Genomic DNA, 19,509 nt, shown 5'->3' with positions numbered 1-19,509 from the left:
TTCCATGGCAAGCCCGTCCCTCCGCTACGATCTGACAGGACGCACCGCGCTTGTGACCGGCGCCGGCGGCCTGCTCGGCCGGCAGCACGTTGCGGCGTTGTCCGAGGCCGGCGCGCGCGTCGTCGTCACGGAGATCGGCCTTGCCCAGGCCGAGGCGGCCGTCGCAGCGCTGAAGCAGGCTGCGCCGTCCGGCGATCTGATCGCGCTCGCACTCAACGTCACCGCGCAGGACTCGGTGCGCGCCGCGAGCGACGAACTCGCGGGCCGCGGCATCACCGTCGACATCCTCGTCAACAACGCCGCGATCGATCCGAAGGTGACGTCGAGCCCGGGCGTGATGCACTCCTCGCGCTTCGAAGCATTCCCGGTGCCGCAATGGCAGACCGAGATCGCCGTCGGCCTCACCGGCGCGATGCTGTGCGCGCAGGAGTTCGGCGGCCTGATGGCCCGGCGCGGCCGCGGCGTGATCCTCAACATCGCCTCCGATCTCGGCGTGATCGCGCCGGACCAGCGGCTCTATCGGCAGCCGCATGTCACGCGCGAGGAGGAACAGCCGGTAAAGCCCGTGACCTATTCGGTGATCAAGCACGGGCTGATCGGACTGACGAAGTACCTGGCGACCTACTGGGCCGACCACGGCGTGCGCGTCAACGCGATCTCGCCGGGCGGCGTCTTCAACAACCAGGATCCCGCCTTCGTGGAACGCCTCACCCGCCTGATCCCGATGGGGCGCATGGCCGAGGTCGACGAATACCGTGCGGCTGTGCAGTTCCTCTGCTCCGATGCCTCGAGCTACATGACCGGACAGAACCTGGTCATGGACGGCGGCAGGAGCGTGTGGTAACCAGCGCCATTCCCCCCTTTCCGCAAACGACGGTCCTGCGCAAGAGCGAACATGTTCAACGATAAAGCCATTCTGATCACTGGCGGCACAGGATCGTTCGGGAAGAAGTTTGTCGGCTGCCTCTTGAAGAACTTCAAGCCGCGTCGCGTCGTGGTCTATTCGCGTGACGAGCTGAAACAGTACGAGATGCAGCAGGATTTCGACCAGCCTGCGATGCGCTATTTCATCGGTGACGTACGCGACGGCGAGCGCCTGCGTACCGCCATGAAAGGGATCGACTTCGTCGTCCATGCCGCCGCCCTGAAGCAGGTGCCGGCCGCCGAATACAATCCCATGGAGTGCATCAAGACCAACGTTCACGGTGCGGAGAACGTCATCCAGGCGGCGCTGGAAGCGAACATCGAGAAGGTGATCGCGTTGTCGACGGACAAGGCAGCGCAGCCGATCAATCTCTACGGCGCAACCAAGCTCGCCTCCGACAAGCTGTTCATCGCGGCCAACAACATGGCCGGCGGCCATCCCACGTCGTTCGGGGTGGTTCGTTACGGCAACGTCGTCGGTTCGCGCGGCTCGATCGTGCCGCTGTTCAACAAGCTGATCGCCGAAGGTGCGGAGCAGCTGCCGATTACCGATCCGCGGATGACGCGATTCTGGATCTCGCTTCAGCAGGGCGTCGACTTCGTCATCAAGAGCTTCGAGCGCATGTCGGGCGGCGAGATCTTTGTTCCGATGATTCCCTCGGTGCGCATTCCCGATCTGGCGGCGGCGATGGCCCCTGCCCTGCCGACGCGGGTCATCGGCATCCGGCCGGGCGAAAAGCTCCATGAAGTGATGTGCCCGACCGACGACTCGCACCTGACGTTGAAGTTCCACGATCACTTCGTGATCAAACCGACCATCAAATTCTTCCGCCGCGACGTCGATTATCTCACCAACCAGATCGGCGAGCGCGGCGAAGCCGTGTCCGACGGATTCGAATATAACTCCGGCCGGAACGACCACTTTCTCAACGTCGACGAGATCAGAGAATTCAACAAGCTCGCAGTCCAATGATCCCTTACGGTCGCCAGGACATTTCGCCAGAGGACATCGACGCGGTCACGCAGGTGCTCCAGTCGGACTGGCTGACCCAGGGGCAGGCCGGCCCGCGCTTCGAGCGGGCAATGGCGGACTATTGCGGCGCACGCAGCGCGGCTGCGATGTCGAACGCGACCGCAGCGCTTCACATCGCCTGCCTTGCGCTCGATCTCGGCCCTGGCGACATCTTGTGGACGGTGCCGAACACGTTCGTCGCCTCGGCCAATTGCGCGCTCTATTGCGGGGCCAGCGTTGATTTCGTGGATATCGATCCGCGCACCTACAACATGAGCGTGGCGGCTCTCTCGGAGAAGCTCGCGCAAGCGAGTACACAAGGGCGGCTGCCGAAGGTCGTCATTCCCGTGCATTTTGCCGGCCAGTCCTGCGAGATGACGGAGATCCGTGCGCTCGCGGATCGCTACGGTTTCCGCATCATCGAGGACGCCTCCCACGCGGTCGGCGGCGACTATCTGGGCCGAAAGATCGGCGCTGCGCAGCTCAGCGACATCGTCGTCTTCAGCTTCCATCCCGTGAAAATTATCACGACCGGCGAAGGAGGCATGACGCTCACGAACGATCCCAGGCTGGGAGAGCGCCTTGCTTATCTGCGCACCCACGGCATCGTGCGCCCCTCGCAGGCTGCCCCGGTTGACGCGGCGCGCTCCAACGAGGACCGATACGGCCCCTGGATGTACGAGCAGATCGAGCTCGGACTGAACTACCGCATGACGGACATCCAGGCTGCGCTCGGCGCCAGCCAGCTGGGCCGGCTCGACGCCTTCGTCGCGCGCCGTCGGGAACTTGCGGCGCGCTACGACGCGCTTCTTGCGAAGCTGCCGGTAACCTGCCCATGGCAGCACCCTGACACGAATTCGGCCTGGCATCTCTACGTGATCCGGCTGCAGCGGAACGAGATCAAGCTGACCCGGCGTCAGGTGTTCGAGGCGTTGCGCGCGGCCGGCATCGGCGTCAACGTTCATTACATCCCGGTGCATACCCAGCCTTACTATCAGCGCCTCGGCTTCAGCACCGGCATGTTCCCGGAGGCCGAAAGCTACTACCAGGACGCCATCACGCTGCCGCTGTTCTCGAAGATGACGGATGCCGAGCAGGACACCGTCGTCGCGGCGCTCACGAAGATTCTCTCGTGAAGATCGCGGTCATCCCGGCACGAGGCGGTAGCAAGCGGATTCCCCGCAAGAACATTCGCCCATTCTGCGGGAAACCGATCATCGCCTATTCGATCGACGCGGCACGCGGGAGTGGACTGTTCGACGAGATCATCGTGTCCACGGACGACGAAGAGATCGCCAGCGTGGCACGCCAATTCGGCGCGACGACGCCCTTTGTCCGGCCGAAGGAAATTTCCGACGATTTCACCGGCACCAATGCCGTCGTCAAGCACGCCGTCGGCTGGTTCATCGAACGCGGTGTCGATGTCAGCCACGCCTGCTGCATCTACGCGACAGCGCCGCTGATCCAGCCGCGCTATCTGCGAGAGGGCCACGATGCCCTTGCGCACTCCGACGCGGCCTTCGCCTTTTCGGTGACAAGCTACGCCTTCCCGATCCAGCGTGCCGTACGGGTGTCGGCGTCGGGCCGGATCGATCCCTTCCATCCCGAACATCGCCTGACGCGCTCGCAGGACCTGGAACCGGCCTATCACGACGCCGGCCAGTTCTACTGGGGCACAGCTGCGGCATTTCTCGACGAGGTGCCGCTATTCTCCGAGCGGTCCATCGGCATCGTGCTGCCGCGCATGTACGTGCAGGACATCGATACACTCGATGACTGGGAACAGGCCGAACACATGTTCCGTACGATCAACCGCGTCTCGGCAGCGCGAACGCCACCGTGAGCCTCAGGACGCCGCATCCTTCAGATGGACGATGACCAGACCGGTCACATCGCTAACCATCACGCGCCCGATATTGTCCATAAAGTTGATATCAAGCGGAATGCCGACCGTTTCGATACGCTCGACCCTGGGGTGACCTCGATATTCGCCAGCATAGTCACGGATCCACCTGTCGCTGACGAACGAATTGCGCCAGCCGCGCCAATTATGAAGGTCGGCGGGGCTCCATGCGTTGAATTCGAGGTGCACGATCGCCTTTGTGGCAAGCGATAGCGCGGCATCCTTGGCAGCGGCGAAAATATTGTCGTCGCAATGCATTGCTGCCGCCGAGCTGAATACGACATCGACTTCGGGGACATTGCGTCGCTGCATGAGAGACTTGGCGTCGGCCATGGAGCCCTGAATCAGCTGCGCGTTTTTTCCAACCACATTCTCAATGCCGTGCTGGATCGCGCGGTCGTTGAGCTCGATCCCGTACAGATTGGCGGAAGCGTCGAGCGCGTTAATTTCGCGAAGATTGGCTCCTACATTGCATCCGAGCTCCAAAACGGATTTCGGCCGAAGGTCGACGACTTGTCTCGCGAACCACTTTTTGAGCGGAGTCGACGCGGCGTACCCACCGAACTCGTTTGTGTGCTGCTTCTCTTTCCAGTGCTTCTGCCAATAGTCGGAATCGCGCGCCTTCGCGAAGATCGGAAATGGCGTTGCCCTCATGGCAGCGCGCCAAATGTGATGCTTGAGATTTGAGGACAATCGCATATACGCCAGCCGTGCTCGAATTCTTCCTGACCTGACGTAGCATTTCACCCGTCAATCGCGCAACCGAAGCGTGATTTTTCGCTGGCTGGCCCGAGCGGAGCCGAGCGGAACAATGCCCTAAGGCGTGGCCGGGGCAGTGAGCAGCGGACGAAGGAACGTTGCCAAATCGCCCTCCCTGTACAAGTGCCCGGGCAGCCCCGCAGCGAGCGCCGCTTCGACGTCTCGACCATTGTCGCCGACGACGAGGCTTCCCTCCGTCCGGACCGGCCAGGCATTCATGCAATCGAGGATCATACCTGGCGCAGGCTTGCGCCGGTCGCTGACACGTCGAAACGCCTCAACCGTGCCGTCCTCATGATACGGACAATACTGGTAGTCGTCGATGTGAGCACCGACTGCCGCGAGTTCGCCGGCCATCCAATCGTGCAACTTGTGCACGTCGTCGACGCCGTAATAGCCGCGTGCGACGCCCGACTGATTGGTGACGATGAAAGCGTAGTAACCGAGATCGTTGCAGAGCTTGATCGCCTCGCGCGCACCATCGACCCACTCGAAGTCCTCGATCCGGTACACATAGGCCTTGTCGACGTTGAGTACACCGTCCCGGTCGAAGAACACCGCGGGGCGGCGCAGCCTCTCGGGGAGCGCATGCTGGACCCGCTCGAAATCCGAGGGAATGCCGATATCGATAAAGAAGCCGTCGTAGAGATCTGCCGTGAGACGTCCTTCCGCGGCCAGTCTCGGAAACACCTGCTGCTCGAGCGAGCATGGCATGTCTTGAACGTATTCGAGAATGGCCCGATCGACGCAGTAGATGCCCGTGTTGATCGGCCCGTTGGGCTCCGTGCCGGCGGCAAGAAAACTTCTGATGCGGCCATTCTCGAGCACAACTCGACCGAAGCGGTCTCCCGCCTGGTCCCGCTTGAGCGCCATGTGAACAATCGCGGACGCGTTCTCGGCACGCAGCGCGAGATCAAGCAAGTTGAAATCGAACCAGGAGTCGCCGTTCAAAAGAAAGAAGCGTTCATGAAGCACTCCGGCAGCGTACTTCAATGCGCCGCCGGTGCCGCACGGAGATGGCTCGCAAACGACGGTCACCGAGGCGCCGCGCCAGCGCTTGCCGTGGTAGGCCTCGACCACGACCTCAGCGCGATGGCCGGCGAGCAGCACGATCTCCTCGATCGTCTGGTAGCGCGTCAACTCGTCGAGCAGATAGTCGAGGAATGGCCTGCCGCCGACTTCAAGCAACGGTTTTGGAACAAGCCGTGTTCGCTCACCGAGCCGTGTCCCGAGACCTCCGACCAAGATTACGGCCTGTCTCAACATCGTTCGCGCTGCGCCCCTAATCTGCGCGGGCCTGGCCCGGCGTGCGGATCATGGCGTACAGCAGCAGCGCCAGCAATGCAATTGCCCCGGCAAAGATGGCATGCCTGACCGGTCGCGGCGACACCTGGACGACCGTCACGTCGTCGCTCAACGACGCTGGATAGGTTTTCGTAGGCCCGATCCGAGCTTCCAGCGCGCGCCGCTCTGCGCTGGCGATAGCCAGCCTCTCCTCGTTCCTGGTGGTCAGGTCCAACAGCCACACGCGCCGCAACGCCAGCGTCGACGGGTCTCCGGGCGCGGAAGGTGTAATCGAATCTGCCGTCGCTAGCGATTCCCGTATTCGCATCAAGCTTGCGATGTTTGCATCTGTCACCGCAATCTGGGCGTTGATGTCCGACAGCAACGGGCCTCGCAGCATTTCCTGGTCATTGTTCAGTTGGCGTATCGCGGCCTCCAGCGCATTGCGGACCTGCTCCGCGCTTGCTGCAGCCGCGACGAGCGTCAACGAATCCGATGTTTTCGGGCGCGCGTCGAAATTGTCCAGGATCGTTCGTCGGTTGCGGTCGTCGCCGCGATCCGCCGCGCTCGCCGCCGCCATAGCCCGGTTGATGAACGCCGGCGAATTCATCTGAACGGCCGTCGCCTGCGGCGTCGATAGATCCTGCCCATCGACCCGAGCAAGACGAACCGTGGCCGTCGCGGTATAGATCGCGGGCATCATTTGGCTCACGAGGAACACGATGAGCATTACTGCGAGCGTACCCGATGCAATCGTGATCAGCCGGCGGCCGACCGAACGGCCAAAAAACGTGGACAGCTCGTCGGCATAAACGGCGATGGATATCTGCGCTTGCCTCTCACTCATACAGCGGGTTCCTTCTGATCACACACGACGCGCTCACCGGAATTCGAGGTCGTGTCCGCGATCACGCTCCGCCGCCATCTGTCTTCGAGGACGTATACGAAAGCGACGACGGCCAGCTTCACCATGAACGTGAATTGTATAAACGAATTGACCATTCCTGACACAAGGAAGGTCGAAACCGCATAGAAGATCGGGGTCAGGAAAAAGCACGTAACGTAACGCTCCTCGACAAGGCAGCGCGTCAACAAGAACATGAATTCAGAAAACAACATGGCCGAGATGGCCACGAGACAGAAACCTTCGACCGGGCCTCCCAGCTCGAAGAGAACTTCAGGCCAACCGCCAGTGTAGGCCGATCCCTGCTGGAGAATGAACTGGGCGCGCTCGAGCGGCAATCCCAGCTCCATCAGAAACTGCATGGTCGAGTTCCGGCTCGGATCAAACGGAGCGACGAACAACTTGAAGACGGCGAGACCGCTATCCCAGGCATTATGCAGGAAGACGCGCTCATACGTCATCCACCACATTTCGCCTTGCTGGACGAGGACGCGCTGGACGAGTTTGGTCCCAAGGGCCTCCACCTCGCCGCTCCGGACGACGGCGTAGGAATAGACCAGCGCAAGCCCGATCAGAAGGATGAAGCCAAGCGCTGGCAACAAGAAGCTGCGCAACAATTTCGGCAACGAGGTCTGGCCGGCAGACTGCCTGCCGAGCAGCACGGCGCCGATCGGAATGATCAGGAACGAGAGGTAGAGATAAAACGACGAAAAGCGATGCCCGACCACAAACAGATATAATATCAAGGCGGCGAACAGCGCTCCAAACCGCTTGTCCAGAGGCCTGCGGTGGAGCGCGGGCAGTGACATGAGAACACCGAGCTGAAACGCCAGCATCGGCCCCCATTCCAGCAGCCGCTGATGCAAGGGGCCGCCGTACAGGCGCGTATAGTCGAACCGCTCGAGCTTTGCGAACAGCGGAATATGTCCCCCGACGAGCAATTCCGCCCAGAGCAGGAGAACAAACAATCCGACAACGCGAAAGGCCAGGTCAGCCAAATTCCAATTGCCGCTCCTTAGCAAGCCGGAGAGCCGAATGACGAATCCGTCCGAAAGCGCGCGCAGGCGCTCCGAACGAAAAGAGAGGAACAATGCCGCGATGACGAGCCCCTGGGACGCCGCGAGCGGCAGGGTGCCAAGACCGGGACCGATCTGCCTGTCCAGCTGCTCCGAGTAAACCGGCCCCCACACGTCAATGTAGAGAACGGAGAGAAGCCGCCAGGCAAATGCGAAGAAGAAAAAGAACAGGACAAGCAGAAGCCCCGGCCGGCTCGCCGCGAGCCGGCCCATGGCTGCGAGCACGAGGCCGGCGGCAACGATGCAAAGCATCGCCGGAAACAAGCCCTCCAAGCTCCACCACGAGACCTGCATCTCTTCCCCATCGATACCCGAGCTGAGCCCCAGCGCCCGGACAGGTTCCGGATCAGTCCGACGCGCCCAGCGGCTCCCAGGCGTAGAGCATTCCGTCATTGTGCAGTGTGGGTGCGAAGTTCATACGTTCCCTCGCAGTCACGCGAATCCGGCCCTTGTGGTCCAGCTCATCGAGCAGTGTCCACAACCGGGTCTGATAGTCCATCGACCGAATGTAGATACGGCTGGCAATATCCCGGGGATCTGCGAGGTCCAGCATGTCGACCGCGGGCTCGATGTGGATCACACGCGCAGGACGGGCCTTCAGGATCTGGTCCACGACGGCCTCGACCGCGTAGGGAATCTGCTCGATGCAGAAGTAGGTGAGGATCGTCGCGCCCGTGAGTTCCTTGAAAGCAGGATCGGCCGGATCAGTCAGGTCGATCCGACCGAAGCCGATCCGACCATCGAGCCCAAAATGGCCGGCGATCTGTCGCCCCGCCTCGATCCCGTTCGGCGCGATGTCGAGACCGCGCAGACTGGTCCAGCGCGGATCCAGGCACAGCGAGAACAGATTGTATCCGAAGCCAGCGCCAAGCTCGAGCAGCGAGGTTGCTTCGCCGGCATGCCGCGAGATCAATCGCGACAGCGCGCCCAGCCGATACCGATAATAGTCACTGGTGGAAATTCGGACGATCCCGCCGTCGACCTTGGCAAGGCGCGGCGCCTCGTTGTGACCAACCAGAAAGTCTTCGAGCGAAGACGCGCGAAGCCAGGCACGCTCGGAAAGAATCCGGCCCCATTCCCCGGCGTTGTATTCGGCATCGACGATATCGTGCGTCCGCCTGATATTCTTGATCGCGATCCGGCGCAAGCTACGTGCAATATCGACGGCATAGGCCTTCGACAGCTCCAGCCGCGATGCAGGTTTCAAATCAGGCCTGAACGTCACCGAACGCTCTTTCGCAGATCGATCATTGATGGCGTGCCTACCCTATCACAGGCCCAGCAGGAGCTTCTCGAAGGCCGTCGTGTTCGGCGTCGCGAAGAACGGCCGGTTCTTGGCGCCAGGGAACATCCGCGGAAAAGAGAAGAACGTCGCGGTGTAGAGCAGCCGTCCGTGTCCTGGCCCCATCCGGCTCCCCATGTGCAGACATCTTGTCGTGTCCACCATGAAGGACGCGAGCCGCGGCGCCTTCATCACCTTGATATCGCCGCGCGGCACCTTGTTGAACACCTGCTCGTCGGGGAAATGGCTGCCGAGGAGAGGATAGCCGAACTTGTCCGTCGATTGCTTCGGCAGGAAAGTGAACGGGCCGTCGGCGTCGTCCTCGACGTCGGTCAGATAGCTGAAGAGCTTGATCACCCGGACGTCGTCATGATCACGATGCCAGAGCTGCGACGAAGCGAGACCATCACCGGTGTAACGGGAGTAAGACAACAGCACGTAGTCAAGCCAGGGAATCTCACCCAGTGCGGTTGCGATGACGTTGACGACCGAACTCTGCATGGCATAGCGAACGAAGATGTTGTCGGCACTGAGCTGGCCGTTCTGCATCTCCGCATCAAGCAGACGTACCCAGAACTTCTTCCAGTTCGAGCTCTGCTTTGTCTCGAGCCCCTCGATATCCTTCAGCCTCGCCGTGCCCGCGTCCGCGAAATTCTGCACGATCGACGGGTCCATCAGCTCCGTGACGATCGCATAACCATCCCGGTTCAGGTCCTCGGCCTTGGTTTTTTCGAGCGCGGATACGGTCAGGAGCTCTGCCTGCCGCCGCCGCTCCTGCTTCTCGCCGAGGTGCCAGGTGTTGACGCCCGTCTTGACCGCCCAACGAAGCGGCGAGCGGTTCACGTGCCAAAGCGCTCTGGACATCAATCCCATTTTGCCGCCCCCGATCCTGCCGGAAATAAGATTCGTTCTATTTCGAAGAGGCTTAGATCAGCCGGTCTGCGCTTAGCAAATCCAGCAAACACGAGCAACCGCAGAGTGTCGGTGCGGAACCTTACGACGCCATGGGGCACAGGGTCCATCAGCGCTGCGACATCGCGCGGGCGAATTTGCCCACCATGGCCCGGTCGGTGCGCGAGAGAATCAGGGTGATGCTGAGCGCCCACGCCGCGATGCAGGCAATCGTCCCCACGACGAACAAGGCCGGCAGGGTCGTCGGTTCAGAGTACATCTTGTAGCTGGCCGCCATCGCCGCCAGGATCGCCGCCACCATCATCTGTCTGCCGAGCTGCTGCCAGAATAACGAATTCGGCAGGCTCATGAAGGACAGCATGCGGTGAGCAATGAGCGGCGCAAAGAGGATGTAGGACACCACCCAACCGAGGATGAAGGCACGCTCGCGCAACCAGACCGCCGCGATCGCGGTGACGATGTATTGCGTCAGCACCTGCAAATAGAGAAAACGCGTGTTGATGCGGAGAAAATCCGACCGGACCATCAGCGCCGTTTGCCCCGCACCCAACATGACGCTCACGGCAGGCACGAACAGCGCGAGGGCAAGCCATGGCCATTGATCCGCATGCTCCGCGCCGACCCACACCTTCAATATGTTCTCGGAGAACAGCCCAATCACGACGAGGATCGGGATGATGACGGCAGCCGGCAGGACCAGGCCGTTCCGGCCAAGCAACTGCAATCGCCGAACGTCGGTTTTCTCGTCGAGATGGGTGGAGATGGGAAGGATCGCCGAGTAAAGCGGGCTCATCGTGGTTTTCAGAAAGCGCGGCAACCGCGTGAGCAGGTCGAAGGCCCCGACCTCGACGGGACCGTAGAGTGCGCCAATGAGCAGCGGAATGATGGCTTGCTGCAGGGTGCCCGCGATCCTGTTGTTGAACATCAGCCAGGAGCGATAAGCGACATCCTGCCGGCTCCCCGACGTCCAGCGGCAGAAGCGGAGCGGCGTGCCACGCACCGCAAGATGGATGACCAGCGCCAGCACCAGGTACTTTGCAACCATGGCGGCAAGATACGCATAGGCGATCCATTCAAAGGCGGCGTTTTGCCAGACAGCGAGATAGATCGAGGCCACGTAGAGGACGCTGCCGCCCACCTCCGTCAAGCGAAGCCAGCCATATTCCTCAAAACCCTTCAGCGCGCCCTCGGCGATCAGCCCGACGAAAGCGATCGGGAGGATCAGCGCGGTGATCTTGAGAATAGACACGAACGCCGGTGCTTGTTCCGGCGCGACCTTGAAAACGAGGGCAAGGCTGGCTGCCGCGAGCCAAAGCACGATGCTCGAGACGACACCGGCAATGGCCGCGATCACGGTCAGGAGCGATATCTTCTCGCTGGCCGCCGACCAATCTCCGAGCCGGCCGCGAGCGATCACCTGGGTCGTGATCTCGGAGACGCCGAAATCGATCAGAATGAGAAAGCCGCTCGGAAGAAATCCGCGCACCAGCACGATCAAGCCAAGAACCGCCAGGCCGTAGGATTTCGCGATCAGTCCGACCGCGAACAGGCCGAGCACCCCGGCAAGGCCGTAGGCTACGGCCGAAATCGCAGTGTTATGCAGGAATCGGCGCAGCACTGGTCAGTTCGCTTCCGCAAGCTGGAGGCTCGCCCCGCTCGCCATTCGCTTCATCCGTTCGCTCACGGCCGGCCGCGCGACAAATCTCCGGCGGTCCACCGAGGCCCCGTCGAGACGCTGCAATATCGCGTTCACCGCCTCGACATCGAACACTTTTCCGGCCCGGCGACGCTCGTTCTCAGCAGAGCTGGTGGTTCGACGCAACAGCGCACTCGCCCTGTGGCCGAGCGTTCGACGAACCGCATCGGCCGCCAGCCCGCGCAAGGACGGCGCCGGCAAGACCTTCGCCGCCGGCTCGCCTCGCGCGGGCGTAGCGATCGTGGCGAGGACCGCCTCGGACACCCGGACAGAGCTCGCGCCGTCCATGGCGGTATAGAGTTCATCGATGATCTCTCGACGAAACCTCCCGGTCTCGGAAGGCAGCGGCGGCAAGCGATTTTCGAGACCCTGCCGGACCAGCTCGATCATGTCGGCTTCTGCGGCCGCGCCCCGGCTGACCCGCGTCGCGGCGTCGAGACGCAGCGCCGGCGTGTTGAACCACTCCATGCTCAGCGGCTCCACATTCAGCATGGTTGCCTCGATCGCGGTGGAGCAGTTCTGGTGAACGAGCAGACGCGCGCCGCTGATCCATTCGAGCGACGTCCCGCTCTGAATCACCTTTGCATTCGGCAACGCGGCGAACGCGTCATACGAGTTGATATTTTCGAACGGATGCGGCCGCAGCACGAATTCCACATCGACGAAGTGCCTGGCGAGCTTGATCGCCATGTCCAATGCGTTGCGATGGGCATGGCCGCCGTCGGCGATGAACTGCCGCGCGAACTCGCGCGAGAAGCCGGCCTTGACCATCGACTCCTCTTCATGCGCCGAGCCGGTCGAGAAGCGCGGATTGACGGTCGGGAAATTGGTGTTGATGAGCACGTAGCCCGAGCCGACCGATGGCTTCGGCAGGGCCGCCCGCCAGGGTGGCGCGCAGAAATCATAGCGGGGACACCCGGTAACGTGCAGGAGATCTTCTGCGACTGTCTTCTGCCGCAGGAACGCTGCATATTGTGACTGCCCCCAGACACAGTAGAGATCAACCAGCTCGGGGCACCCCGCGCTCTTCACCATGGTCGCGAACTGGTCCGCATTCTTGCCGCCGATCCCCTCCGTGTCGAGGACGCCAACGAGAATTCCGGCCCGCTTGTAGGACTTGATCAGATCGGCGTTGTTGGGCCTTGTGTAGTTCACCAGCACGAGATCCGGCTGAAGGGCCGGAACGTCGAATCCCTGTTCGTACATTGGGACCAGCGTCGCACGCGCCCCGCGCGTCGATAGCTGCCGCGCGAGCAACACCAACCCTTCGAGATCGCGAAGCGGGTTGTCAACGACCAGACAGACATGCGGCTTGTTAGCCACGAGCGCTCCTCGACATCCCCAGCGGCGCCGGCGCAGCCCCGTCCTCGGACGACAGCAGATCCCAGCTCATCGGCGTGCCGCGACTAATCGACCGCCCGACCCGTTTGCCCAGCAAGACCTCGAAATATTTCGGCGGCAGGCCGAGACCAGGCCGGATGATGCGCAGGTTCTTCTCCGTCAGCACGTCACCCGGAGCGAGATCCTCCGCCACATAGAGCGAGCGGCGGAAGACAAGCGACTTGCTCTCCTTCTCGGTCAAGCCATAGTACACTTGGCCAAGGGCAAGCCAGGCACGCTTGGTCTCGACCACAAGGGCCGCCATCTCCTCGGGCTCCATCGAGAACGTGGAGTCGACGCCACCGTCGGCGCGCGCGAGCGTGAAATGCTTCTCGATCACGGTGGCCCCGAGGGCGACGCTTGCCACCGATGCGCCGATCCCGAACGTGTGGTCGGAAAGCCCGACCTCGCAACCGAACAACGTCCGCATATGGGGGATCGTCAGCAGATTGGTGTCGGAGGGTGCCGCCGGATAGGTGCTCGTGCATTTCAGCAGGACGAGCTGCTCGCAGCCTGCCGCTCTCGCGGTGCGCACCGTCTCGTCGAGATCGGCTACCGTGGCCATGCCCGTCGAGATGATCGTGGGCTTGCCGGTCGCCGCGACCTTGCGAATGAGCGGCAAATCCGTGTTCTCGAACGACGCGATCTTGTAGCAGGCGACGCCGAGGCTTTCGAGAAAGTCGACGGCGGTGGCATCGAACGGCGTCGAGAACGGGATCATCCCGAGTGATCGCGCACGTTCGAAGATCGGGGCATGCCACTCCCACGGCGTGTAGGCCTGCTGATAGAGCTCGTGCAGCGAACGGCCCTTCCACAGGCTGTTGGGATCATCGATGAAGAACTCGCCGCGCGCGAGTTCGAGCGTCATCGTGTCGGCGGTGTAGGTCTGCAGCTTGAGGGCGTGAGCACCTGCCTTGGCAGCCGCATCGACGATCGCCAATGCCCGATCAAGCGACTGGTTGTGGTTGCCCGACATCTCAGCAATGACGAACGGCTCGTGAGACTTGCCGATCGATCGCCCGGCAATGGTTATGGTGTCAGTCATCATTTGCTCCAGCCTTTTCGATGCGCACCAGATAACGGTGACCACGAAAATCGAAGAACGCAGGAAAGCGCTCGGGATCCGCCACCCGAAGAAGATCGAACTGCTGGGCGAGCGGCCGGGCGGGATCCAGCCTCGAATCCTCCGGCGAACGGCGCGGGTAGTAGGTCGGCGCGCGACCGTCCTGGGGAGCCGGCGCCTCTTTTCCGATGCTCGCCAAAGCCTCGTTCATGAGATCGAGTTCGATCGCAAACAGCTTCGCGTTGATCTCATCGTACAGCTCGTGGCCTTCCAGAACCATATGGCGCCGCGCCCATATGGCACCCGTATCAACCTGGTCCTCGGCCTCCAGCAGGGAAACCACGATATCGCTCTTCCCCTCGAGGATCTGCCAGACGTGGGGCGACCAGCCGCGCCCCTGCGGAAGATCGCTCGCATGGATCACGAGGCTCTTGCCGTATCGCGCGCGATCCTGTGCAGAGATGATCTCGTGACACGAGATCAGGAACAGCAGATCGCCGCCCGAGAGCTCGGCCTTCTTGTGCACAAGTTCGACGTCGTGTGCAGCGCCCGCGACCTGCACCCAATGCTGGAGATCGGGGTAGATCGGATGCGATGTACTGGAGCAGAGTATCGAAATCTTCATCTTCGACCGACGGACAAACCGCGGAATTCCCAAGTTGAGCCCAGCGTTTAGCACAAAAGTCCCGATGCGCACCAAATAGCTGGCCCGTGACCCGGGAACCCGAACCGCGAACGCCCCGAGGATTTTGATCCCGATTTTGCCCCCGAAATCAACGACCTATCCGCAGGCGGCCGCGACCCGGCTCCGCCCCTCGCCGTCGACAAGCGCAAAGGCGGCCTCCCCGAGCGCTCTCGCCCGGTTCGAATCGTCCATCAGTTCGCCAATGGCATTGCCTAGCGCTTCGACGGTGACGGAGGCGGCCGCCCCGAGATAGAGAGCCGCCCCCCTATCAGCCAGCGCCGTCAATGCACCAACCTGGTTTGCGGCAATGTCGACCACCACGGCTGGCAGGCCCAGACAACAACGCTCCCAGCTCATCACGCCGCCAGCGCCGATCGAAAGGTCTGCCTGTCGCATCAGCTCGGCGATGTTGTTTGCGCCCCGGTGCACCTCTGCCCGCGGCAATCCGCTGCAAAGTCGCGCAATCGACTCGACGTGCGGATTGCTCATGCCGACGACAACGTCGACCGCGACCGACGGGATCGCGAGATTTGCGAGCGCCCTTACCGCCCTGGCAGTCTCATTGGTCGGATCGGAGCCGCCGTAGCAAACCAGGATACGACCGATCTTGCCGCTGCGGCCTGTCAACAGGCGACGCTGCGCGAGGAAATCTGGACGAAGCAGCGCGTATCGCGGCCCAAGCAGCCGCACGCAGGCCTCCGGCAATCTGTCACGATAGCGCGTGTCCATCTGCCGAACGAGGTTCTGATCGAGAAGGATATCGCAGCCATGCGCGCGATCGGCGAGATCGTCGATCGCAAGAATTCGCAGGCCCTCGCGGCGGCATGCGCTCTCCCAGCGAGCATCGAGGGCATAGTGATCGACGACCAGCCAATCGGCCGGACCAAGCCCATCCATTGCGCGGGACGTCTGCTCGGCGTCCCCTTGCCATGTCGTCGGCAGCCAATGGGCGTGAAGGCCGCCATCCTGGATCGTCCCGGGGGTCCAGGCGTCAGGATCAGGCAGAAGCTGCACGGCATGTCCATTGCGCTGTACCAGTTCGGCCAGACCGGCCGCGTGACCTCGCATCAGAAAGCACGAGCGCGCGCCGTGCTCGGCAAGCGCGCCGGCGAGCGTGAGACAGCGCGTCAGATGGCCCATGCCCATCTCGACCGACCCGTCGACGCGAAAGATTACGCGGTCATTTTTCATCGATTCGACCCGGCATGTCCTGCTCTACAGGCAGCTTGCGTCCCAATGGGGCCGTCAACTACCACAATTCAACGGCGGAACTCACTCTAATCAAGCTTGAGCTATCGTACCGGCTTCTATATGCGGGAACGGCAACCGAGCCCCCCTGCCCTCAGCATGAGCTTCCCCAAGACCATCCTCATCACGACGCTCGCGGAATACCAGACCCGGTTCTGGCTCCCGGTCGCGCAGCGTCTGCGCGCGACGGGCTGCGAGGTCGAGCTGCTCGCCTTCGACGACCGCAGCGCCGAGATGTCAGAGGCCGCGGGTGTGCCGGTTACGAACATGTACCGCGAGGGCCTCAAGACCGGCCCCTCGCCCGAGGACCGCAAGGCATTCGATGCGCGGATCGAGGCCTATGGCCTCGACGGCTCCAATTTCCTGTTCAGCCATGAGCGCTTCACCTTCGGCATTCGCGACACCGCAGCGCTGCGCCGCCGGTTCATGATCTATGCCAACGCCATGGAAGCCTTGCTCGACCGGCTCGAAGCGCAAGGCAAGCGCGCCGTGCTGGTGCAGGAGCTCGGCGGCTTCCTCTCGGTGATTGCGAGCTTCTACGCCGCAAGACGCCGCGGCATCCGCAACTGGTTCATCGAGCCGTCGTTCTTCCGCGGGCGGATGTACTTCACGCCCGACAGTCTCGCCGCGCCGCAGGTGATGGCCACGCCCTCCGATGCCATCTCGGCCGAAGTGCGCGCCTATCTCGACGACACATTGAAGCAGCAGGCCATCGTCATCCCCAAGAAGGATCAGCATCATTACTCGGCGGCCTTCAAGAAGGTGCTCAACCTGCGCAACTCGCGCCGCCTTGCCGAAAAGCTGTGGGACCAGTTCGCGCTCGGCAAGCACCAGGAGTTCGGGCACAATCTGCGCCACGCCCGCGTGCACGCCGCGATGGCCGTCAACGCGACGCGGCTCAAGAAGCTTTATCGTCCGATCCCCGAGACGCGCTTCGTCTACTATCCCTTCCACGTGCCGGCCGACATGGCGCTGACGCTGCGCTCGCCGGATTATCTCGATCAGGTCGCCACCGTCGATTTCCTGCTGCGCACAATTCCGGATTCACATGTGCTGGTGGTCAAGGAGCACCCCGCCCAGATCGGCGCGATCTTGGCCGACCGGCTGTTCGAGCTGGCGCGCCGCTTCGACAATTTCGTGCTGCTGCCGCCGCAGACCAACAATTACACCGTGTTGAACCGGTCCGACGCGGTCGTCTCCGTCAACAGCAAGTCCGGCGCCGAGGCGCTGCTGCTCGGCAAGCCGGTCGTGGTGATGGGTGACGCCTTCTACAGCTCCTGCCCGCTGATCTATCGCGCCGACCGCCTGCGCGACGTGCCCGCACGCCTGCGCGAGGCGTTGGCGGCCGGCCCGTTTGATCCTGCCAAGGGCGCGCCCTATTTCGAAGCCGCGTGGCGGCGCTCGTTTCCGGGCGAGCTCTACATCAGCGATCCCAAGCTGCTCGATACGTTTGCGGCTTCGCTGCGAAGCGCGGTTGTCGAAGCGGTCGATGCAGGCTGAACGGATCACGCGATGCCCCTTGTCTCCATCATCACGCCGTCCTGGAATGTCGAGCGCTTCATCGAGGAGACGATCGATTCGGTGCAGGCCCAGACCTTCACGGACTGGGAGCTCCTGATCGCTGATGATTGCTCGACCGATCGCACGCCTGCGATCATCGCCGAGATCGGCGAGCGCGATCCCCGCGTCAAGCTGATCCGGCAGGCGAAGAACGGCGGCCCGGCGCTGGCGCGCCAGGCCTCGATCGACCAGGCGCAGGGCCGCTATCTCGCCTTCCTCGACAGCGACGATCTGTGGCTGCCCACCAAGCTCGAACGACAGCTCGCCTTTGCCAGCGAAAAGCGCGCCGCACTCAGCTACACCGCGTTCCGCCGCATCGACGAGGCCAACACCAGTTCCGGCCGCCTGATCGAGGTGCCGGCGCAGCTGAGCTACGACCAGCTCCTGAAAAACACCTCGATCGCGACGCTGACAGCGCTGGTCGACCGCGAGATCTCCGGACCCGTCGCCATGACCAACGAGGGCTATGACGATTTCTGCCTGTGGCTCTCCATCCTCAGGCGTGGCCACGTCGCCTATGGCCTGAATGAGGATCTGGCGCGCTATCGCGTCCGGGGCTCCTCAGTCTCCAGCCGGCCCGTCCGGTCCGCCAAATGGGTCTGGAACATCTATCGCAACGTGGAGCAGCTGCCGCTGGTCAAATCGGCCTGGTGCTTCGGCCATTGGGGCGCGCGCGCCTGGCTGAAGCGGCGGCAATTCTAGAAAATATGGTATCTTAATACCTCAAACCAAACCGTCATTTGGCTATTGGCGAGCCCTGCCGTTGCCGATACCACTCGTCATCCTGCTCCGCCCGGCCGGGTAATCTGGAAACGATCATGCCGTTTGAAAGCTACAAGACCAGCCGTATCCTCGTGACCGGGGGCGCCGGCTTCATCGGATCGCACCTCTGCGAGCGGCTGCTCGCGACGGGCGCCGAAGTGGTCTCAGCGGACAATTATTTCACCGGCAGCCGGCGCAACATCGCCCATCTGATCGCAAACCCGCTGTTCGAGGCGGTCAGGCACGACGTCACCTTCCCGCTCTACATCGAGGTCGATGCGATCTTCAATCTGGCCTGCCCGGCCTCGCCGATCCACTACCAGCGCGACCCCGTGCAGACCACCAAGACCTCGGTGCACGGCGCCATCAACATGCTCGGCCTCGCCAAGCGGCTCAAGGCGCGCATCTTCCAGGCCTCGACCAGCGAGGTCTATGGCGATCCCCTCATCCATCCCCAGACCGAGGATTATTGGGGCAACGTCAACCCGATCGGCATCCGCTCCTGCTACGACGAGGGCAAGCGCTGCGCCGAGACGCTGTTCTTCGACTATTGGCGGCAGCACGGCCTGCCGATCAAGATCGCGCGCATCTTCAACACCTACGGGCCGCGCATGCAGCCCAATGACGGACGCGTGGTGTCGTCCTTCATCGTGCAGGCGCTGAAGGGCGAGCCGATCACCGTGTTCGGCGACGGCGGCCAGACCCGCTCGTTCTGCTATGTCGACGATCTCGTCGAGGCCATCATGCGGCTGATGGCGACCGAGGAAGACGTCACCGGCCCAATCAATCTCGGCAACAATTCCGAGTTCACGATCCGCGAGCTCGCCGAAAAGGTCATCAAGCTGACCGGCTCGCGCTCGAAGTTGATCTTCAAGCCGCTGCCGCAGGACGATCCGCGGCAGCGCCAGCCCGACCTCGCCAGGGCGAAGGCGGTCCTGAACTGGGAGCCGAAGGTCGCGCTCGAGGACGGCCTGAAGGAGACCATCGCCTATTTCAAGCATACGCTTGAGCTGGCCTGATCCTGCTCGCCCCCGTGTTGCCCGCAGCAAGTCGATCCGC

The 19,509-nt window shown here is 62.5% G+C and carries 18 protein-coding genes; 7 read left to right on the top strand and 11 right to left on the bottom strand.

The window, feature by feature from the left end; genetic code table 11:
- The first annotated feature begins 4 nt into the window (after positions 1-4).
- From IC761_RS11725 to pseF, 4 genes are read left to right on the top strand one after another with little or no spacing between them, the layout of a single operon-like run.
- A complete protein-coding gene (locus IC761_RS11725) occupies positions 5-844 on the top strand; it encodes an SDR family oxidoreductase (protein ID WP_195803394.1) in 840 nt (279 codons plus the stop codon).
- Between the two features lie 51 nt (positions 845-895).
- On the top strand, positions 896-1,897 hold the full coding sequence (pseB, locus tag IC761_RS11720) for a UDP-N-acetylglucosamine 4,6-dehydratase (inverting) (protein ID WP_195803393.1): 1,002 nt from the start codon (positions 896-898) through the stop codon (positions 1,895-1,897).
- A complete protein-coding gene (gene pseC / locus IC761_RS11715) occupies positions 1,894-3,072 on the top strand; it encodes a UDP-4-amino-4,6-dideoxy-N-acetyl-beta-L-altrosamine transaminase (protein ID WP_195803392.1) in 1,179 nt (392 codons plus the stop codon). The genes pseB and pseC overlap by 4 nt, the downstream gene beginning before the upstream one ends.
- On the top strand, positions 3,069-3,779 hold the full coding sequence (gene pseF, locus IC761_RS11710; RefSeq protein WP_195803391.1) for a pseudaminic acid cytidylyltransferase: 711 nt from the start codon (positions 3,069-3,071) through the stop codon (positions 3,777-3,779). The genes pseC and pseF overlap by 4 nt, the downstream gene beginning before the upstream one ends.
- Positions 3,780-3,782: 3 nt before the next feature.
- On the opposite strand, the gene IC761_RS11705 is transcribed toward pseF, so the two are convergent.
- From IC761_RS11705 to pseG, 11 genes are all read right to left on the bottom strand, one after another.
- Complete coding sequence (locus IC761_RS11705; protein WP_195803390.1) at positions 3,783-4,493, bottom strand: class I SAM-dependent methyltransferase; 711 nt, start codon at positions 4,491-4,493, stop codon at positions 3,783-3,785.
- Between the two features lie 162 nt (positions 4,494-4,655).
- Positions 4,656-5,864, bottom strand: coding sequence for an HAD-IIIA family hydrolase (locus IC761_RS11700; protein WP_195803389.1), 1,209 nt, complete (start codon positions 5,862-5,864; stop codon positions 4,656-4,658).
- 16 nt (positions 5,865-5,880) lie between these two features.
- Positions 5,881-6,729, bottom strand: a complete 849-nt coding sequence (locus IC761_RS11695; RefSeq protein WP_195803388.1) for a hypothetical protein — start codon at positions 6,727-6,729, stop codon at positions 5,881-5,883.
- Complete coding sequence (locus IC761_RS11690; RefSeq protein WP_195803387.1) at positions 6,726-8,156, bottom strand: DUF6418 domain-containing protein; 1,431 nt, start codon at positions 8,154-8,156, stop codon at positions 6,726-6,728. The genes IC761_RS11695 and IC761_RS11690 overlap by 4 nt, the downstream gene beginning before the upstream one ends.
- Positions 8,157-8,208: 52 nt before the next feature.
- Positions 8,209-9,009, bottom strand: coding sequence for a class I SAM-dependent methyltransferase (locus IC761_RS11685; RefSeq protein ID WP_246791497.1), 801 nt, complete (start codon positions 9,007-9,009; stop codon positions 8,209-8,211).
- Positions 9,010-9,132: 123 nt separating this feature from the next.
- Positions 9,133-10,008 carry a hypothetical protein gene (locus IC761_RS11680; protein WP_246791496.1) on the bottom strand — a complete coding sequence of 292 codons (876 nt, stop codon included), beginning with the start codon at positions 10,006-10,008 and terminating at the stop codon, positions 9,133-9,135.
- Positions 10,009-10,165: 157 nt separating this feature from the next.
- Complete coding sequence (locus tag IC761_RS11675; RefSeq protein WP_246791495.1) at positions 10,166-11,410, bottom strand: lipopolysaccharide biosynthesis protein; 1,245 nt, start codon at positions 11,408-11,410, stop codon at positions 10,166-10,168.
- A gap of 267 nt (positions 11,411-11,677) precedes the next feature.
- Entirely contained in the window at positions 11,678-13,075 is a 1,398-nt protein-coding gene (locus tag IC761_RS11670; RefSeq protein ID WP_195803383.1) for a surface carbohydrate biosynthesis protein, read from the bottom strand.
- On the bottom strand, positions 13,068-14,177 hold the full coding sequence (gene pseI, locus IC761_RS11665; protein WP_195803382.1) for a pseudaminic acid synthase: 1,110 nt from the start codon (positions 14,175-14,177) through the stop codon (positions 13,068-13,070). Before pseI ends, IC761_RS11670 begins: the two co-directional genes overlap by 8 nt.
- Positions 14,170-14,820 carry a formyltransferase family protein gene (locus tag IC761_RS11660; RefSeq protein WP_195803381.1) on the bottom strand — a complete coding sequence of 217 codons (651 nt, stop codon included), beginning with the start codon at positions 14,818-14,820 and terminating at the stop codon, positions 14,170-14,172. Before IC761_RS11660 ends, pseI begins: the two co-directional genes overlap by 8 nt.
- Positions 14,821-14,976: 156 nt before the next feature.
- Positions 14,977-16,071, bottom strand: coding sequence for a UDP-2,4-diacetamido-2,4,6-trideoxy-beta-L-altropyranose hydrolase (gene pseG, locus IC761_RS11655; RefSeq protein ID WP_195803380.1), 1,095 nt, complete (start codon positions 16,069-16,071; stop codon positions 14,977-14,979).
- A 156-nt stretch (positions 16,072-16,227) separates the two neighbouring features.
- Here pseG and IC761_RS11650 point away from each other — a divergent pair, with 156 nt between their 5' ends.
- From IC761_RS11650 to IC761_RS11640, 3 genes are all read left to right on the top strand, one after another.
- Entirely contained in the window at positions 16,228-17,628 is a 1,401-nt protein-coding gene (locus IC761_RS11650) for a capsular polysaccharide export protein, LipB/KpsS family (RefSeq protein WP_195803379.1), read from the top strand.
- Between the two features lie 12 nt (positions 17,629-17,640).
- Positions 17,641-18,390, top strand: coding sequence for a glycosyltransferase family 2 protein (locus IC761_RS11645; RefSeq protein WP_195803378.1), 750 nt, complete (start codon positions 17,641-17,643; stop codon positions 18,388-18,390).
- Between the two features lie 116 nt (positions 18,391-18,506).
- Complete coding sequence (locus IC761_RS11640; RefSeq protein ID WP_195803377.1) at positions 18,507-19,469, top strand: UDP-glucuronic acid decarboxylase family protein; 963 nt, start codon at positions 18,507-18,509, stop codon at positions 19,467-19,469.
- Positions 19,470-19,509 lie beyond the last annotated feature (40 nt).

The sequence above is a fragment of the Bradyrhizobium commune genome, from assembly GCF_015624505.1.
In the GTDB taxonomy this organism is placed as follows: domain Bacteria; phylum Pseudomonadota; class Alphaproteobacteria; order Rhizobiales; family Xanthobacteraceae; genus Bradyrhizobium; species Bradyrhizobium commune.
The sequence above is the reverse complement of the archived record's forward strand: the minus strand, read 5'-3'. Positions and strand labels throughout refer to the sequence as shown.

What these genes read in the sequence shown, in the direction of transcription:
- IC761_RS11660 (WP_195803381.1), bottom strand. Translation starts at nt 14,820, where the DNA reads ATGAAGATTTCGATACTCTGCTCCAGTACATCGCATCCGATCTACCCC.
- IC761_RS11650 (WP_195803379.1), top strand. Translation starts at nt 16,228, where the DNA reads ATGAGCTTCCCCAAGACCATCCTCATCACGACGCTCGCGGAATACCAG.
- pseC (WP_195803392.1), top strand. Translation starts at nt 1,894, where the DNA reads ATGATCCCTTACGGTCGCCAGGACATTTCGCCAGAGGACATCGACGCG.
- IC761_RS11690 (WP_195803387.1), bottom strand. Translation starts at nt 8,156, where the DNA reads ATGCAGGTCTCGTGGTGGAGCTTGGAGGGCTTGTTTCCGGCGATGCTT.
- pseG (WP_195803380.1), bottom strand. Translation starts at nt 16,071, where the DNA reads ATGAAAAATGACCGCGTAATCTTTCGCGTCGACGGGTCGGTCGAGATG.
- IC761_RS11705 (WP_195803390.1), bottom strand. Translation starts at nt 4,493, where the DNA reads ATGAGGGCAACGCCATTTCCGATCTTCGCGAAGGCGCGCGATTCCGAC.
- pseI (WP_195803382.1), bottom strand. Translation starts at nt 14,177, where the DNA reads ATGACTGACACCATAACCATTGCCGGGCGATCGATCGGCAAGTCTCAC.
- IC761_RS11700 (WP_195803389.1), bottom strand. Translation starts at nt 5,864, where the DNA reads ATGTTGAGACAGGCCGTAATCTTGGTCGGAGGTCTCGGGACACGGCTC.
- IC761_RS11725 (WP_195803394.1), top strand. Translation starts at nt 5, where the DNA reads ATGGCAAGCCCGTCCCTCCGCTACGATCTGACAGGACGCACCGCGCTT.
- IC761_RS11645 (WP_195803378.1), top strand. Translation starts at nt 17,641, where the DNA reads ATGCCCCTTGTCTCCATCATCACGCCGTCCTGGAATGTCGAGCGCTTC.
- IC761_RS11680 (WP_246791496.1), bottom strand. Translation starts at nt 10,008, where the DNA reads ATGTCCAGAGCGCTTTGGCACGTGAACCGCTCGCCGCTTCGTTGGGCG.
- IC761_RS11640 (WP_195803377.1), top strand. Translation starts at nt 18,507, where the DNA reads ATGCCGTTTGAAAGCTACAAGACCAGCCGTATCCTCGTGACCGGGGGC.
- IC761_RS11695 (WP_195803388.1), bottom strand. Translation starts at nt 6,729, where the DNA reads ATGAGTGAGAGGCAAGCGCAGATATCCATCGCCGTTTATGCCGACGAG.
- pseB (WP_195803393.1), top strand. Translation starts at nt 896, where the DNA reads ATGTTCAACGATAAAGCCATTCTGATCACTGGCGGCACAGGATCGTTC.